12 protein-coding genes and 1 pseudogene are annotated in these 16,083 nt (G+C 27.4%); all 13 read left to right on the top strand.

Annotation, left to right across the window (positions count from 1 at the left end; translation table 11 throughout):
- The coding region (gene mnmE / locus RSC72_RS14880; RefSeq protein WP_332578615.1) for a tRNA uridine-5-carboxymethylaminomethyl(34) synthesis GTPase MnmE at positions 1–1,098 on the top strand (1,098 nt) is incomplete at its 5' end.
- A 260-nt stretch (positions 1,099–1,358) separates the two neighbouring features.
- Complete coding sequence (locus RSC72_RS14875) at positions 1,359–1,724, top strand: helix-turn-helix domain-containing protein (protein ID WP_294198975.1); 366 nt, start codon at positions 1,359–1,361, stop codon at positions 1,722–1,724.
- 918 nt (positions 1,725–2,642) lie between these two features.
- On the top strand, positions 2,643–3,782 hold the full coding sequence (locus RSC72_RS14870; protein WP_332578614.1) for a tyrosine-type recombinase/integrase: 1,140 nt from the start codon (positions 2,643–2,645) through the stop codon (positions 3,780–3,782).
- Positions 3,783–3,803: 21 nt separating this feature from the next.
- Entirely contained in the window at positions 3,804–4,946 is a 1,143-nt protein-coding gene (locus RSC72_RS14865; protein WP_332578613.1) for a hypothetical protein, read from the top strand.
- Positions 4,947–5,033: 87 nt separating this feature from the next.
- A complete protein-coding gene (locus tag RSC72_RS14860; protein ID WP_332578612.1) occupies positions 5,034–5,324 on the top strand; it encodes a helix-turn-helix domain-containing protein in 291 nt (96 codons plus the stop codon).
- On the top strand, positions 5,312–6,412 hold the full coding sequence (locus RSC72_RS14855; protein WP_332578611.1) for a BT4734/BF3469 family protein: 1,101 nt from the start codon (positions 5,312–5,314) through the stop codon (positions 6,410–6,412). The genes RSC72_RS14860 and RSC72_RS14855 overlap by 13 nt, the downstream gene beginning before the upstream one ends.
- Positions 6,413–6,930: 518 nt before the next feature.
- Positions 6,931–8,322, top strand: a complete 1,392-nt coding sequence (locus RSC72_RS14850) for a hypothetical protein (RefSeq protein WP_332578610.1) — start codon at positions 6,931–6,933, stop codon at positions 8,320–8,322.
- A gap of 181 nt (positions 8,323–8,503) precedes the next feature.
- Positions 8,504–12,168 (top strand): annotated as a pseudogene (locus RSC72_RS15860) (YobI family P-loop NTPase).
- Positions 12,169–12,178: 10 nt separating this feature from the next.
- Complete coding sequence (locus tag RSC72_RS14835) at positions 12,179–12,877, top strand: hypothetical protein (protein ID WP_332578607.1); 699 nt, start codon at positions 12,179–12,181, stop codon at positions 12,875–12,877.
- Between the two features lie 443 nt (positions 12,878–13,320).
- Positions 13,321–13,719, top strand: a complete 399-nt coding sequence (locus RSC72_RS14830; protein WP_332578606.1) for a phage integrase SAM-like domain-containing protein — start codon at positions 13,321–13,323, stop codon at positions 13,717–13,719.
- 89 nt (positions 13,720–13,808) lie between these two features.
- Complete coding sequence (locus tag RSC72_RS14825) at positions 13,809–14,051, top strand: tyrosine-type recombinase/integrase (RefSeq protein ID WP_332578605.1); 243 nt, start codon at positions 13,809–13,811, stop codon at positions 14,049–14,051.
- Positions 14,052–14,250: 199 nt separating this feature from the next.
- Positions 14,251–14,535 carry a helix-turn-helix transcriptional regulator gene (locus RSC72_RS14820; RefSeq protein ID WP_332578604.1) on the top strand — a complete coding sequence of 95 codons (285 nt, stop codon included), beginning with the start codon at positions 14,251–14,253 and terminating at the stop codon, positions 14,533–14,535.
- Positions 14,536–14,578: 43 nt separating this feature from the next.
- On the top strand, positions 14,579–15,802 hold the full coding sequence (locus RSC72_RS14815) for a VapE domain-containing protein (RefSeq protein WP_332578603.1): 1,224 nt from the start codon (positions 14,579–14,581) through the stop codon (positions 15,800–15,802).
- Positions 15,803–16,083: the final 281 nt, after the last annotated feature.

The raw sequence follows: 16,083 nt of genomic DNA, 5'->3' as shown, positions 1-16,083 counted from the left end.
GAAGTTCTTATTAAAAACGGAGCAAGAATGGCAAAAGCAGGTGAATTTACGATGCGCGCTTTCATGAATGGAAGAATTGATTTAAGCCAAGCCGAATCGATTGCCGATTTGATTGCTTCAGAAAATGAAGCTTCAAGAAAAGTAGCGTTAAATCAGCTAAAAGGCGGAATTACCAACGAAATTTCTTTTCTAAGAACCGATCTATTAAATTTTGTTTCTTTAATTGAATTAGAACTTGATTTTGCCGAAGAAGACGTAGAATTCGCAGACAGAACCGCCCTGAATCAATTGCTTGATAAAATTGAAACTAAATTAAATTCTCTTATTGAAAGTTTCCAATACGGAAATGCCATTAAGAACGGAACCGCCGTTGCCATTATCGGAAAACCAAATGCAGGAAAATCTACTCTTCTGAACGCTTTACTAAAAGAAGAAAGAGCGATTGTGAGCAATATCGCAGGTACGACGAGAGATACGATTGAAGAAATACTTCATATCAAAGGTCATGCATTCAGACTAATTGATACCGCCGGTTTACGTGAGACAGCCGATGAAATCGAAGCAATCGGTGTAAAAAAGGCAAAAGAAAAAGTTGAAAATGCCAATATTCTAGTTTACCTCGCTGATGCAGCTACAAAAGACTTTTCTGAAGACATCGAGATGATAAAATCTCTGCAAAGAGATGATTTAAAATTGATAATCTGTGCAACAAAAATAGATGAAGTTTCTCCTACCCAATACGAATTGGTGGAAAATATTTTCCGAAAAGAAATCTCACAAGATTTTGATTTCATCACTATTTCTGCAGTTGAAAATCAAAATATGCAAGATTTGAAAGACGAATTATCCTCTTATGTAGAACAACTAAAATCGGAAGAAAGCAACGTAATCATTACCAATCAGCGTCACTTTGAAGCTTTAGGAAAATCTTTGGATGCCGTAAATAAAGTGAAGGAAGCCATTACTTTCCAGATTTCTACAGAGCTTTTAGCTTATGAACTAAGAAATGCTTTAGAACATCTTGGTGAGATTTCAGGCGAAGTGACAAATGATGAAGTTTTGGGAAATATTTTTTCTAAATTTTGTATCGGAAAGTAATCACCATTTTCTAAGCATCATAATACAACAATACAACCCGCATTAATAAAGGAAAAATAGAAAGTGTTAAGTGACATTTTCTGACATTTGTTGACATATTTTATACCACTAAATGTGATACTCCGTTGTTTTTAATCTCTAAAAAAATGAATTTTAGGATACTCTAAGAGAAATTTGAATGGTAAATACACCTAAATAATGGTAGATACCCACAAATACTGAGAGAGATTATTAACATATAGAAAATCGGAAAGTATCAAATGAGCAGTAACATTAGGATTGAGAAGATTTGTGTCTTCTGTAAAGAGAAATTCATCGCTAAAACATTCTCTACAAAATATTGTACTCACAGATGTAATCAAAAGGATTATAAGAAAAAACTAAAGGATGAGAAACTTCAAAAATCAAAAGAGGAATTTCAAACAGAGGTAAAACTCAAACAACTGAAAGTAGTTTCCATTGAAGATGTTCAGAAGAAAACATATCTCACTATAAAAGAAGTCTGTTTATTGATGAATATTTCTGAATCTACAATCAGAAAATTGATTAAAAACGGAGAACTAAAAACAATCCGTGTTGGGAAGAAACATTTTCTTTTGAAATCAGAATTAAATAATATCAGTTGAGATTATTCTTCAAACATTCAAAATTTACAATGTTATAAACTCATAAATCGTTTTAAATGTATTTTTAATGGAATTATACAGATGAACTGATTTAAAATGTTGTAACTTCTTTAAAAACGTAAATGGTGTTTTTAACTGTTATTTTCTTAATAGTTGTTTGTTCTCTTAATTATTCTTTACTAAATGTTGATGCCTATATGTATATAGTATATACCATTGAATATGAATATATTATATAAGTATATATATTATATAAGAGATATTATAAAGAGGATATTTTATATTTAGTATTAGTAGTGATTTATTAGAGTAAAATAACTATAAATACAACAAATAACATAGATAAAAAAAAGGAATTCAGCCAAAAACCACCGATTTTTAGGGAGGTAAAGGGAAATTAAGTAGTAGATTTTAAACCACAGAGGAGTTTACTGCTGTGAGGTTTAAAATTTAGTAGTTGATTTTCAATTTTATTAATGATGATAGTATCAAATGATACTATAGAACAAAAAATTAGATGTGTTCTCAATAATGAAAATACAAATACGATGAAATTTATATCGGAAATTATTAATGTGGAGAACAAAGTGAAAAATAAGTTTATAGAATTGTTGTGATTTAAAAATAAAAGTAAGGACTTAACACCATCCTACAATTGAGGTGGTCGAAAATTTATTTAACAATGTAAAGAGAATCCAAACGAGAAGTTTGGATTTTTTTGTGTTTAAAAATTAGGTAAATAATTAATACATACTGCCACTGCTTAACAGCTGTTAGAATGTGGTTAGTTTCACTGATAGAAAGTAAACTAATGATTTACAAATCTAAGTAATTAGGTTAATACCACACGTTTACTGTTGTTTCCGAACTGACTTAGGGGGAATGTTACATCACAATTAGTAACAAAACCTAAGAAAAATGAAAGTTTATTTAAAAATCAGAGAGGGGAAACTTAGTAAAAAAAGTATTGAAAAAGGACGTGTAAAAATGAATAGTTTGTTTTTGATGTTCCACGATAGTTTAACTCAAAAAAGGAGTTATGAATTTCTAAAACTTTATATCTACGATAAACCAAAAACGATAATTGAGAAAGATTACAACAGAGAAACATTGCAACTTGCTGAATCTATAAAAGCTCAAAAAGTGTTGGAATTTAATTCGAGGAAACACGGATTCGTAAGTAGTACGAGTGGTAAAATTGGATTTTTGAACTACTTTAATGAGTTGGTTGAAAAGAAATATGATTCAAAGGGAACTCACGGAAATTGGTTTAGTACATTGAAACATTTAACTGTTTTTTGTAAAGGAGTCGATATTCAGATTTCTAAAATTGATGAAATGTTTTTGGAGAATTTTAAAGAGTATATTCTGAAGGAAAAAATATCCAATAATGGTGGAAGATTATCACAGAATACAGCGTTATCATACTTCAATAAGGTTAGAACCGCATTGAAAGAAGCACATAGGAATAAAATGATTTCTGAGAATCCTATATTGAGAGTTAAAACAATAAAAGAGAAAGAAACCAACAGAGAATACCTTACTTTGGAAGAATTACAAAAATTGGTAAAAACCGAATGTGAAGTACCGATCTTGAAACAATCATTCATTTTTAGTTCACTAACGGGATTAAGATTTTCTGATGTCAAATCTCTGAAGTGGAAAAATTTGTTCTATGATTCTGAAAATGGGTGGATTTTAAAATATATACAACAGAAAACTAAAGGTGTGGAAAATCTTCCGATAAATGAACAGGCTGTAAAACTTTTGGGAGAAAGGAAAGAAGAGGATGTACTGTTATTTGAAAATCTAACTTATAGTGTGTACCACAACAAAAAATTACATAAATGGGTAAAAGAAGCTGGAATCGATAAACATATTACTTATCACAGTTCACGACATACTTTTGCTACATTACAATTAACAATGAATACAGATATTTATACAGTTAGTAAGTTATTAGGACACCGACATCTGAAAACCACAGAAATTTATGGAAAAGTGATTGATAAAAAGAAAATTGATGCAGTATCTAAAATTCCTGATTTATATTTGTAGTTCTACAAAATATAAATAACAATGTATTATTATGATGAAACTGGTAAGTTAATTGATGATGAGGAGTTACTTTTTCAAATGTTAATACCATCTTATTATGATTCTCAAGGAGTAGATATTTTTATTATTGATTTTAATAATGTAAAAAACATTTACAATTTGTTAATCGAAGATGAGGAAAGTTTAGATAAAGATTCAATGTTGAAAATTAATGATGAATTATATGGAATAAAAACTACTTACACAGAAAAATTAGAAGTTTGGGGAAAATATAATCAATCACCATTGATAGAACACTTGATTTCTTTTGAGGGTAGAACTACGAAAGCTCATATTAATGTGTTTCCTGAGAGAGATCAAATTGAAAAATATTTAAAGTACACTTCAAATTGGATATATGAAAAATTAAAAAATAAAAGGGAAGAAATTTCTATTTATACCTATGAAGATTATAAATCAGATTATGAGAGAAAATCTCCTAATTTGGAAAATTTCAACAAAGAAATTGAGCGTGTTGAAGAAAACATCAAAAGTACAGTTGGAAAATATAATTTAAACAGAAAACTTAATGATTATTCAAACTACTTTGAAGATTTAACAATTGATGTAAGTTTTTTCAATTTAAAAGATGAAAATAAAATTAAGAATTTATGGGCGGTAGCAATTGGAATAGGTTTACTATATGGTAGTTATAAATATTTATCCTTTTTGAATTCTAAAAAACGTGATTTAGATGAAAACCAGAGATATAAATTGAAAAATAATCTTAGTTACAATAGCTATTACAGTGAAGAAGAATTAGTAAAGATTTATAACAATTTGGTAAAAGAAGAGTTTATAGATGAAAATGAAACGAACGCTATTGATTTTGTAAGTGTTTTTAAAGAAAAAAGATTTAAAGATATTAAACCAATTTTATGGAAAAATCCCAATAGCAGATGGTTATCAATTCTAACATTAATTGAACTTTTAGTTAGACCCGACTATTCGGATGACAAACAATTCAGAACCAGTTTAATTAATTGTTTCTCTTTTAAAAAAAATGATACCATTATAAAAGATGTTGAAAAATCATTAAAAGAACGACTTAATAGAATTAAGAATGACCAATATTTAAATCCAAATATACGGAAAATTGTAGATGATAATAGTAACGATTCTTAAAATAGCCCGAGAAGTATCTCGGGTTTTTTCTATTTACCCCCGAGATGTAGTTTCTGAATATTTGCACTATAATTAAATAATGAAATTATGGTAAACAAATTTGAAACATTCCAAAGAGAAGAAGATAGATATTTCTTTGAAAGAAGAATGCTAACAACAAAAGAAGCGGCTTTTTATTTAGGTTTAGGTGTGCGAACAGTAAGAGGGAAAGCTGCTAAAGGAATACTAACTTCATACCGTCCTTGGGGAAAGAATCTTTACTTTGAAATTTCCGAATTAGATGAATATTTATTCTCTAAAAAAAGAAGTAGTGTTGAAAAATCAGGTGAAAAAGCCTCAATGTTAAACTTTAAAATTTCTAAAAGATGGAAAATCTAAAGTTTAATATTTATGAGGGATTTAATAAATGCAGCAGATATACTGATTTAGATGAAATTGTAAACGACATCAAAACGGGTACTTATCATAGAGCTATTATACCGTATATAAAACTGTTTGACAAGGAGGGGAAGACCGAAGAAACAAAGAAGTTAAAGAATAAAATTCCTGCTTTTACAATTAGCGGGAAATTTTCCAAATATGGTAGAAAAATCGAAAATTTAATAACTTACTATGGTTGGATGGTTCTTGATATTGATGGAATTGAAGATGTAGAAACGTATCAAAAAATTTTAAAAAAAGTTAAAGATATATTATACACAACAGTTGCATTTTCTTCGCCTTCGGGAGGAATGAAAATTATTGTTCAAACTAATAATAAGGATCTAAAGAAACATACTGAATTATATAAAAAATTGGTTAATTATTATGAGACAAAGCTTGATGTAGAATTTGACACATCAACATGTGATGTTTCTCGATTGTGTTTTTATTCTTATGATGAACAAATTTTTTATAACAAAGAATCTGAGATTTTTAATTTTGAAGAGATAAGCAATGTAGATACTATTGTTGAGAATGTAGATATTTTTGCTTTGGAAATGGATGAAATGATTGAATTTACAGAGAAGAGACAGAAATATAAAATTGGTAATAGGAATAATTTTATTAAACTACTTAGTTTGAACTGTTCTAACCACGGTATTAAAGAATCAGATACCTTAGAATTTTGCCTCAGTAGATTTGTAGAAGAAGATTTTGACGAATATGAAATTACACTGACGATTAAAAACTCCTATGAGAAAAATTCAGATAAATTTGGTGATTGGAAAAATCGGTTAAATAAGGCTGTGAAAGAAAGGTTGGAAATACAAAAAAAAGTGGAAAATAAATCTGAACCATCAAAAGTAATGACTAAAGATATTTCTTTTGATGATGAAATTTTCCAACAATATTATGATGATTTAAGTAAAACTTTTCCTACAAAATATACTGATTTTGTTAAAAGCTTAAAAACTGAAAGGGAAAAAGATATTGTCATTTTAGCAATGATGACTGTATTAAATTCAATCCAGAAGAGGTATTGATTTTATAAACCTTAGCTTATTTAGAAAATTAAAATTTTATTTTAAGAGCTGAGGTTTTCTTTGTAGAATAAATTTTAAACAATGTTTACAACATTTAATTATAAAATCAGAATATATTATCATTCAAAGAAATATCGAACGGAGAACAGTATTAATTTTGATTTGAATTGAAATTATGAATTAGAAACGTTGTAAGAATTAGATAAAAGTTTTAGATTTACCCCACAAAACCAATATTATTAGAAAGAAATAAGATAATCACATATTAAAAAATACATTTAGCGAACTGAAATCTGTTTTTGAAAGGTCGAAACTTCAGAATATCCACAGGAATAAGTTAAGCGAAATGTTCAGGCTATGGCTTGAGCGTTGCTTTACTTTGTGGATAGGTATTCGACCACCTCAAAAACAGGTAGAGATAATGTCTCAAGCCTGTTTTTTTTGTTTTTACATCAAATTACGGTTTACAGTAAGGAATGTTGAGAAAATGTATCTAAAATTGAAAACTTAAATAAATTATGAAAACAAAACTAAAAAAAATTATTTTACTTATTTTAATGCTGAATATGTGTCTTCTGTATTCACAAAATTTCGGAAAATTTTCAAATATTGAAAATTTTTTCAATTTAACAAAACAAGAGGTTGAAAACGAAATAAAAATTAATGGTTATCAGTTTAAAGAGAAAGATAAATCGGGAATTGCTACTTATATAAAGAGAGTTTCTGGTTATACCTTTGCTGTAAATTTATTGTTTGGAGGTACTCAATTAAAAATGATAGGATGGGATGATAGAATTATTGGTGGAAAATTTATTGTTGATGATATCGGGAATGATTCAATGTTTAAGATTGACGAATCTGTAACTGATGATTATTTAGGAATTTTTGGATTAAAATCTATAGAAAAAGATTTACAAATAAGTATTTTTAAAACGCGATATAACTTACAGAAAGGAATGATGTCATTTACTGTTAGGAGGATTGGTAATAAAAAAATCAAAGTACAGAAAAATATTACTTCCAAAATAGTTGAAGAATCAAAAATAAAAAAGGGGTTTAATATTCCAACCGAATCATACACAGAAGAAAATAATAAACCGAAAATTTATGATAATAATTTAGAATATATCCTTCTACAAAGTCCAACAGTTTTATGGAAAAAACCAAATGTTAAAAGTTCGGTTGATAAATCTGATTGGAAGTTAGAATTAACATCTGATACTTTTATAATGAAAAGCTTAAATTTTGAAAGAATATTCAAAGTGAAAAATGTCAAATATGATGATGATTTTCAGATGCAAAAATTTGAATTGGTAGATGAAAATAATATTTACAATTTCAATTTATTTGTATCATATATTGAAACAACTGAAAATTATAGGGTGTTAGTTCAATCAACTGACTATAAAGAAGAATACCAATTTCAAACAGTTAAAAGTAAAAAAAAGGTGTTCTTAAATTCTACATTATCAGATAATTTCACATACAATAAATTAATAGATAAAAGTTATTACGAAGATGGTGATACATTCTCAGATGTATTTAAGAAATACTATTTTTTATATGGAGAAATAAAGAAAGTAATCAATAATGATGGGGATAGTGATTATAAAATTCATATAACCAAAACTTCTAAAGAGTTTGATAATTTACATAGTGATATGGATTCCTTTGTAAATAAAGATATTATAGTTAATGTAGAACCTAATGATTTATACAATAAGAATGGTAACATAAAAGATGGTTGGGAGGGAAGATATGATTTAAGTTTTAAGGATTATAAGGAACTAAAAGATTTGTTGGTGGAAGGAAGAAAAATTAAATTCTCTTATGTTGAAGGAGGTGGTGGTTCTCTTGGAACTGCTACGGAGGGAATGTTCTTTTTCAATTATATCGAAAAGATTGATTAGTATTGAGTGATTCTAAATGTAGAACATCTTCAAAAATTAACTTTTAAAATAAATATGAGTTAGTAATCGTTAAAAAGTAAAATTGTAGAATCTGTTGATTTTATGATAATTGTGGAAAAGTCTTCTTTTGAAAAGAGGACTTTTTTAGTTAAATTTGTAAGAATGTACAATTCACATATTTATGAAGAGATATTTATTTTCGAAATTCTTTAGAAATAGAGAAATTGATGTGGAGAAAACCGAAACTCTACTAAGTTCGCTTGCTCCAAAAGTATTAACTAAAACAGAGGATATTGAGAAAATCCAGCCATATTTAGATAAACTGAAAGAATCAATTAATACGAAAGGAATTAGTAATATCGCTTTGACCGGTGGTTATGGTTCGGGGAAAAGTACTATAATTGGAACATTTAAAGAATTAAATCCTAAATACGAATATCTAAATATATCCTTAGCTTCTTTTAACAAAAAAGAAGATGATAATGAAATTAGTTCAGCTGAAAGAAAAATCCAGAAAGAAGAAATAGAAAGATTATTAGAAGTAAGTATTTTACAACAGATATTTTATCACGTTAAACCACAACAAATTCCAGAATCTCGATTTAAAAGAATAGATAATATTTCGAGTTGGAGAATATTTGGAATATCAGTAGCTTTTATTTTATGGGTTATTTCTACAACTTTACTATTAAAATATAATTATTTAGATAAAATTGATCCAACTAATTGGAATACAAAAGATAATTTTGATTGGTGGAGTTTACCAATTTTTTTTATATCACTGACTGGTTTAGGAATATTATCAAAACTCGTTATTAATCTTTTTAGTAATTCGAAAATTAGTAAAGTAAATATTAAAGGAGAATTAGAATTAGGAGACAATGTAAATAAGTCTGTTTTTAACGAACATTTAGAAGAAATACTTTACTTCTTTGAACGTACTAAATATAATGTTGTAATAATTGAAGATTTAGATAGATTTGACAGTACTGATATATTTACAAAACTTAGAGAAATCAACATATTACTGAATAATTCATTACTTATAGATAGAGAAATTAATTTTGTATATGCTGTTGGAGATGATTTGTTTAAAGATAGAAAAGAGAGAGTTAAATTTTTTGAATATATAGTTCCTGTTATTCCTTTTGTTAATTCTTCTAATGCAGATGAACAGTTGAGTTTATTAATAAAAGAATCTGGATTAAATCAGAATATATTTACCAAAGAGTTTATCTCGGATATTACAACTTTTATTGACGATATTGATATGAGATTATTAACAAATATCTTCCAAGAATTTGTCATCTATAGAAAAACCTTAAAACCAGAATTCATTAAAAAAAGCGATGAATTATTTGCAATAATTACTTATAAAAACCTCTATCCAACAGATTTTACATTACTTGGTAAGAAGAAAGGGAAATTATATGATTTAATAAATAATAAAAAAAATTACATAGAGAATCTTATTACTAAGATTGATGAAGAAATCACGGATAAAACTATCAAAATAGAAAAAATTGGTAATGAAACATTAACAGACATTGAAGAGTTAAAAAATATATATTTTCTAAAAATATTATCGAAGTTACCCGCAAATGCTCTTATCAATAAACTTACCTTCGATAATGACTTTGATGATTTAGTCTCAAAACAAAAATTAAGTTATAAATATCATAATAGAGGTTATGGCGATTTGTTCGATAATGATTTTGACTTTAAGTTTTCTGAAATAGAAAATGAAGTCAATCCTAAATTTACTTATGAAGAAAGGGTTGAATTAATAGAATCAAAGCAAAATGATAAAATTAATTCATTAAAAAATGATATTGATAAGTTAAAGAGTAAAAAATCACAAATACAAAATTGGGACTTAAAACAAATATTTATCGAAGTTGATGTAAATCAGTATTTGGGTGATTTTTCAGATAATAAATTGTTAAGGAATTTAATTTTAAACGGTTATATAAACGAAAATTATAATGATTATATATCCTTATTCCACGAAGTATCAATAACAAAAGAGGATTTCACTTTTGAAAGAAATGTAAAAAGTGGATATGCTACAGAATTCAATTATAAATTAAACAAAATTGAAACCTTAACAGGTAGGATAGATCTAAGATATTTTAACAGAGAAACAATTTTAAACTTTGATTTAGTTGATTTTCTGGGTAATAACTATAGTAGTTATTCTAAAAAATATGATGCGGTTATATTTCTCTTATCTAACGAAAAAACAAAATCTATACAGTTTATAGATGAATTCATTGATGAAAATAAAACCTCAGTAGATAATTTTATAATTAAGCTTATTGAAGAATGGAAAAGTTTTTGGGAAACTATTTATTGGGACTATGGCATGAGAAAATAATCAAATATGTAAAACTAATCATTAGATATGTAGATGTTTCAACATTTATAAATAATCAGAATGGTGCTTTAATGAAAGATTTTATTAATCAGAATTCGGATAATATATTATCTGTAGAAACCTATTTACATAGAGAATCAGATCAGCATGGCGAATTATATGGACTAATCAGACGACAAATTATGAATTATCTAAAGGAGTTAGATATTAAATTTGAGGAAATCAATAATGATAGTGCTATAAGTAGTGAGTTATTGGAATATATTTATTTTAATAACCATTATGAAATCAATGAAAATAATATTTCAAAGATGCTTTTAGGATTTGGTGAGAAATATGAGGAAAATGAATTTAAGCAATCTAATTACTCAGAGATTTTAAATTCAGAATGCTATCCATTGATTGAATATATTAATTCAGATATTAATACCTATGCTGAAAACATATATCTAAAAATAGAAGAAAATAAATTTGAAATAGAAGAAAATTTAATCAAACTTTTAAATAATGAAAAATTAGATAAAGTATTAAAGATTAAAATTATTCAAAAAGTAGAAACAAAAATTGTTGAATTGAATAAAATCAATGATTTGAGTATAAAAGCACATTTACTTTTAAATAACAAAGTTATTCCAAAATGGAATAATGTAATCGACTATTATACAATATCTGAAAATATAATAAATGATAATCTAATTGAGTACTTAGAATTTGAAAATGTTAATGAAGAATTATCTAAAATTAAATTGATAAAAGAGAATGAACTCTTTGAAAAAAACATTTTACTATGTAATGAAATTACATACGAAACCTATAAGAAACTATTAGATAGCATCTGTTTTAGATACAATAAATTAGAATTTGAAACTTTAGATGAGGATAAAGTTGTTAGTTTAGCTAATAAAATTCTTACTACAACTAAATCAAACTATGATTTGTTAAGAGAGCATTTTCCAAATAATCACATAATCTTAATTGAAAGAGATTTTAAAAAATTCATTGAAAAAATAAGTGAATTTGACACGGATGAAGATGATGTTTTATTAATATTGAAATCCAATAAAATTAGTTTGGAAAATAAATTCGATTACATTAATAAATTGGAAGAAAGTACAATAACACTCAATAAAGAAACGTCTAAATTAGTAGGAGAAATTATTTTACAGAAATCAAATGTTATTGAGTTGAGTGTTGAAACATTAAAATCTGTAGTTATTAATTTATTGGGAGAAGAAAAAAGAATAAAATTAATTAATCTGTATTTTGAGAAAATTACTAATGATGATATTACTAAATTATTAAGTAGTATTTGGAATTATGATAATTTATTTAAGAGTAAAAAACCAACATTTAATAAAACTGAATATAATAGAATTTTATTGGAAAGATTAAAATCTAAAGGATTAATAAAAAACTACTATGATAACAAATGGAATGATAAAGAGTACAGAGTAACAACTAACTATTAAAAGTGATAATATGGGAGATTTTTTACGAAAAACAAATATCAGACTAATTACCAATGTACTTTCTCACGAAATAGGTCATTTTATAGCTAATATCTTACTGAATAATGTTCAACTTGAACCAAAAGTTGAAAATATTGTGATTTCATGGGATGATTTTTCTAAAAAACCATGGGGACGTATTGAATATTCAATTAAAGAAGGGGTAAATCATTGGATATTTTCAAGAGATGAATTTTTATGTTATCATACAATACTATCGCTTTATTCCGGATGCATTTGGGAAAAGTTTACGAATTGTATATTTCATAATTTAGAATTATCTGTTAATGATATTCAAAATTGTTATCAAGGCTCTGGTTTTAAAGATGCTCAAACTATTGGTATAATTAATAACAAATATCTGAGTATGGGGCTAACCAAAGAATTTGCTGAAAAAGAAATAATTGAATCTTATGTAAAACTACTGAATGGGTTATCTAAAGAAGAGAAACAATTAATTTATAACTTTTTCAAACAAATTTCAGATGAAATAGAAGTTTGTCTATTTGATGGAAGAGAACCAAAAGAATATTATTTAACAAAAGAACAGCTTGAAAAGTTAAGAAGTTTTATTTCACACAATTTCACATCAGTTTATGAAAAAAAATTAGCTGAGATCTTAGATGGAATATCATCTAAAATCAAAAGTTATATTGTGTCAAAATCTTAGTGAATTTATCACACAATACATAAATTGGATACTAATTGTTTATAACACCGCATAAACACTAAGAAGAAACTTTCTGTATCGGGAAATAAATTAGCTTTTTCTTTGATTTCTTTTTCTTTCTTTTGATTGACTATCAGGCGTTTAGATAAATTTTATTTTCTCTTATTGGACTATATTTCTATATTTGTACCACTTCTGTACTACTTCAGACCTTGAAAATAGTCAAAAGTAGTACAGAAGTGGTACAAAATAGAATTTATGAAAATATCACTTAGTCAAAGAAAATTAAAAGACAGAAGGATTAGTCTGTCAATCGAGTTTTACCGTGGTTCTGAAATTACTGATGACGGAAAAAGAAAGCATCTGAGAAATTTTGAAATTTAAATACCTATCTAATTATTGATCCAAAAACTGCCAAAGAAAAAAAAGAAAATAAAGAAGCTTTGGAATTTGCAGAAAATGTAATTGCAATTCGAAAAGCTGAATATGCACAAGGAAGATTTGAGTTGAAAAATACTGCGAAAGCTAAACGGGTATTTTTAAATTTCTTCGCTAATCTTGCTGAGGAAAAGCGAACGCTCGATTCGTCAAATAATTATGGTAATTGGTTCTCTACTTACCAGCATTTGAAAAAAGTAGTTCCAAAGAATTTAACTTTTGAGAAAATTGATGAATTTTTCATTAAAAAAGTTCGGAAATACTTTGAAAAAGATGCAATCAGTAAGAGTGATTTACCTCTTTCTCAGAACTCCAAGTATTCTTATTTCAACAAGTTTAAAGCTGCATCGATAATGGTGATATTTCTAGAATCAATTTCAGACAAGAAAAAACAGAGGGTGTAGAATATCTTTATATTTCAAAACAAGCCAGAGAATTGTTGGGCGAAAGACAAGATCCGCAAGAAAGAGTTCTCAAAGGTTTGAAATATGGAATGACCTACAATACTGAAATTATCCGCTGGTGCAATCGTGCTGCGGTTCCGAAACATATTACTTTTCATTCAGCTCGACATACGAATGCTGTTTTACTTTTGGAAAATGGTGCAGATATTTATACAGTTTCCAAAAGATTAGGACATAGAGAATTGAGAACTACACAGATTTATGCAAAAATAGTGGATAGCAAAATGAAGGAAGCTGCTGAGATTATCCCTGAACTAAATATCGAACTGTAAAAAATATATTTTAGTTAAAGTAATATTTTTGTTAGTAAAATTGTACTGAATCTATTTTAATCCAGATTATTCTTATTTAGACTTTTGACATTCCAGATTAATCCAAATCATTCTTATTTCGCCTTTAAGCGTTTGATCCTATTGTTTTTATGGTTTTCCATGGTGACTTTTGCTTCATTAAATTTGTTAAACGAAAGCAATGGAAAATAACGAAATCATTCTGCACAAACTCAACCGAATTGAAAAACATATTTTCGGTTTAAAGGAAATTCTGAATGTCGAAGAACTTTCAGATTACACCGGATTTAAAAAATCCTATATCTACAAGTTAGTTCATTCCAACAGTATTCCTTTTTCTAAACCTAACGGGAAAGTTCTCTTTTTTGAACGCAAAAAAATTGACGAATGGTTGTTAAAAAACAGCCATAAATCAAATGATGAAATTCAACAAGAAGCCATAGAATTTTCTTTACGCAAAAAATAAAGCCTAACTATAGCAGTAGTTAGGCTTAAAATCTTTGTTTTACTTGGAAGTAAAATACAAATATAATAATTATTTGTTTCTGTTTCCACAATACCCAGATGTTTTTATGGAAGAGAAAAACACTCTGTATCAAAATGGTACAGAAGGCAAAACCATTTTTGATCGCACTCTAAATTATCTCAATTCGAAATATTCATTAAGATTTAACACCATCTCTCTAGAGTTTGAAATCAAACTGATACAAGATAAAAAATGGGCAGATCTAAATTTAAACTCATTGTATATAGAGCTCATTCAATGTGGAATTAATATACCGATTAATAAGTTGGAAATCTTGGTCAGAAGCCACTTGATAGAACAGTATAATCCTATTTCAGAATATATTGAAAGTTTGGAGGATTGGGATGGCGAAGATCATATCGCAAAATTATGCAGCTATGTGAAGACTAACGATGATGAAAAATTTCTGTATCACGTTGAGAAATGGTTTACCAGAGCGGTCTTTTGTGCTTTAGAAAAGGAGAAAATCAATAAGCATTGTTTGGTTTTGGCAAATACCATTCAGAATAGTGGAAAGTCAACATTCTTAAGATTTTTTATTCCTAGAAAACTAACGAATTACCTGTCGGAAGATATTGGTTTGGATAAAGATAGCAGAATCAAATTGTGCAAAAATTTGATTATCAATTTAGATGAACTTTCGGTTTTGGCAAAGGCTGACATCAACTCTTTGAAAGCGATGATCTCAAAAACGCATATCAACGAAAGATTGCCTTATGCAAGGAAAGCCGAATATCTGGAAAGAATTTGCAGTTTCGTGGGTTCTACAAACAAAACAGACTTTCTAACAGACGAATCTGGAAGTGTTCGTTGGATTATTTTTGAAGTCATCGAGAAAATCAACTTCAATTATTCATCTGAAATTGATATTGACAAAGTTTGGGCTCAAGCTTATTTCAACGCTTACAAACGAAAAAATTACAATCCTGAACTCACTTTAGCAGATATTTCCGAAAACGAAAAACGTAATGAACGATTCACACAAATGACTTTAGAGCAGGAAATGGTAAGTAAATTTTATGAAGCATCTGACAATCTGGAAGAATTTAAAACCGCAACAGAAGTGATGATTAATCTCAATTCTCAAGGAATTCGTCTCAACCATTTGAAAATTGGAAGGGCTTTATCGTCTTTCAAATTTCCCAGAGTTAAACATCCACAAAGGCAAATTTACGGTTATCTCATTCGGTTGAAAATCGCAAATTAATTTTAATACTACATTATCATTTACCTACCTACCTAAATCTTTTAAATATTTGAAAACCATATTGTTATTAAGGCCTATCAAATTAATTGGAACTACCTAAACTTACCTATAAAAGAAAATCCTGGTAATTAGGTATCTTAAGGTAAGGTAAAAAATTGAGATAATAATTTGATTATCAAGACTATGGTAATTAGGTAAGTCTTTTACCAAAAATCACAGAAAAATTTAAAAATGAACTGCAAACAATTTAATACAATCCCGTTGGAAGAAGTCCTCCTTTC

The sequence above is a fragment of the Algoriella sp. genome (assembly GCF_036647415.1).
In the GTDB taxonomy this organism is placed as follows: domain Bacteria; phylum Bacteroidota; class Bacteroidia; order Flavobacteriales; family Weeksellaceae; genus Empedobacter.
This window is presented reverse-complemented; position numbering and strand designations above follow the sequence as displayed.

Coding starts and splice junctions, on each gene's coding strand:
- RSC72_RS14875 (WP_294198975.1), top strand. CDS start 1,359: ATGAGCAGTAACATTAGGATTGAGAAGATTTGTGTCTTCTGTAAAGAG.
- RSC72_RS14870 (WP_332578614.1), top strand. CDS start 2,643: ATGAAAGTTTATTTAAAAATCAGAGAGGGGAAACTTAGTAAAAAAAGT.
- RSC72_RS14865 (WP_332578613.1), top strand. CDS start 3,804: ATGTATTATTATGATGAAACTGGTAAGTTAATTGATGATGAGGAGTTA.
- RSC72_RS14860 (WP_332578612.1), top strand. CDS start 5,034: ATGGTAAACAAATTTGAAACATTCCAAAGAGAAGAAGATAGATATTTC.
- RSC72_RS14855 (WP_332578611.1), top strand. CDS start 5,312: ATGGAAAATCTAAAGTTTAATATTTATGAGGGATTTAATAAATGCAGC.
- RSC72_RS14850 (WP_332578610.1), top strand. CDS start 6,931: ATGAAAACAAAACTAAAAAAAATTATTTTACTTATTTTAATGCTGAAT.
- RSC72_RS14835 (WP_332578607.1), top strand. CDS start 12,179: ATGGGAGATTTTTTACGAAAAACAAATATCAGACTAATTACCAATGTA.
- RSC72_RS14825 (WP_332578605.1), top strand. CDS start 13,809: ATGACCTACAATACTGAAATTATCCGCTGGTGCAATCGTGCTGCGGTT.
- RSC72_RS14820 (WP_332578604.1), top strand. CDS start 14,251: ATGGAAAATAACGAAATCATTCTGCACAAACTCAACCGAATTGAAAAA.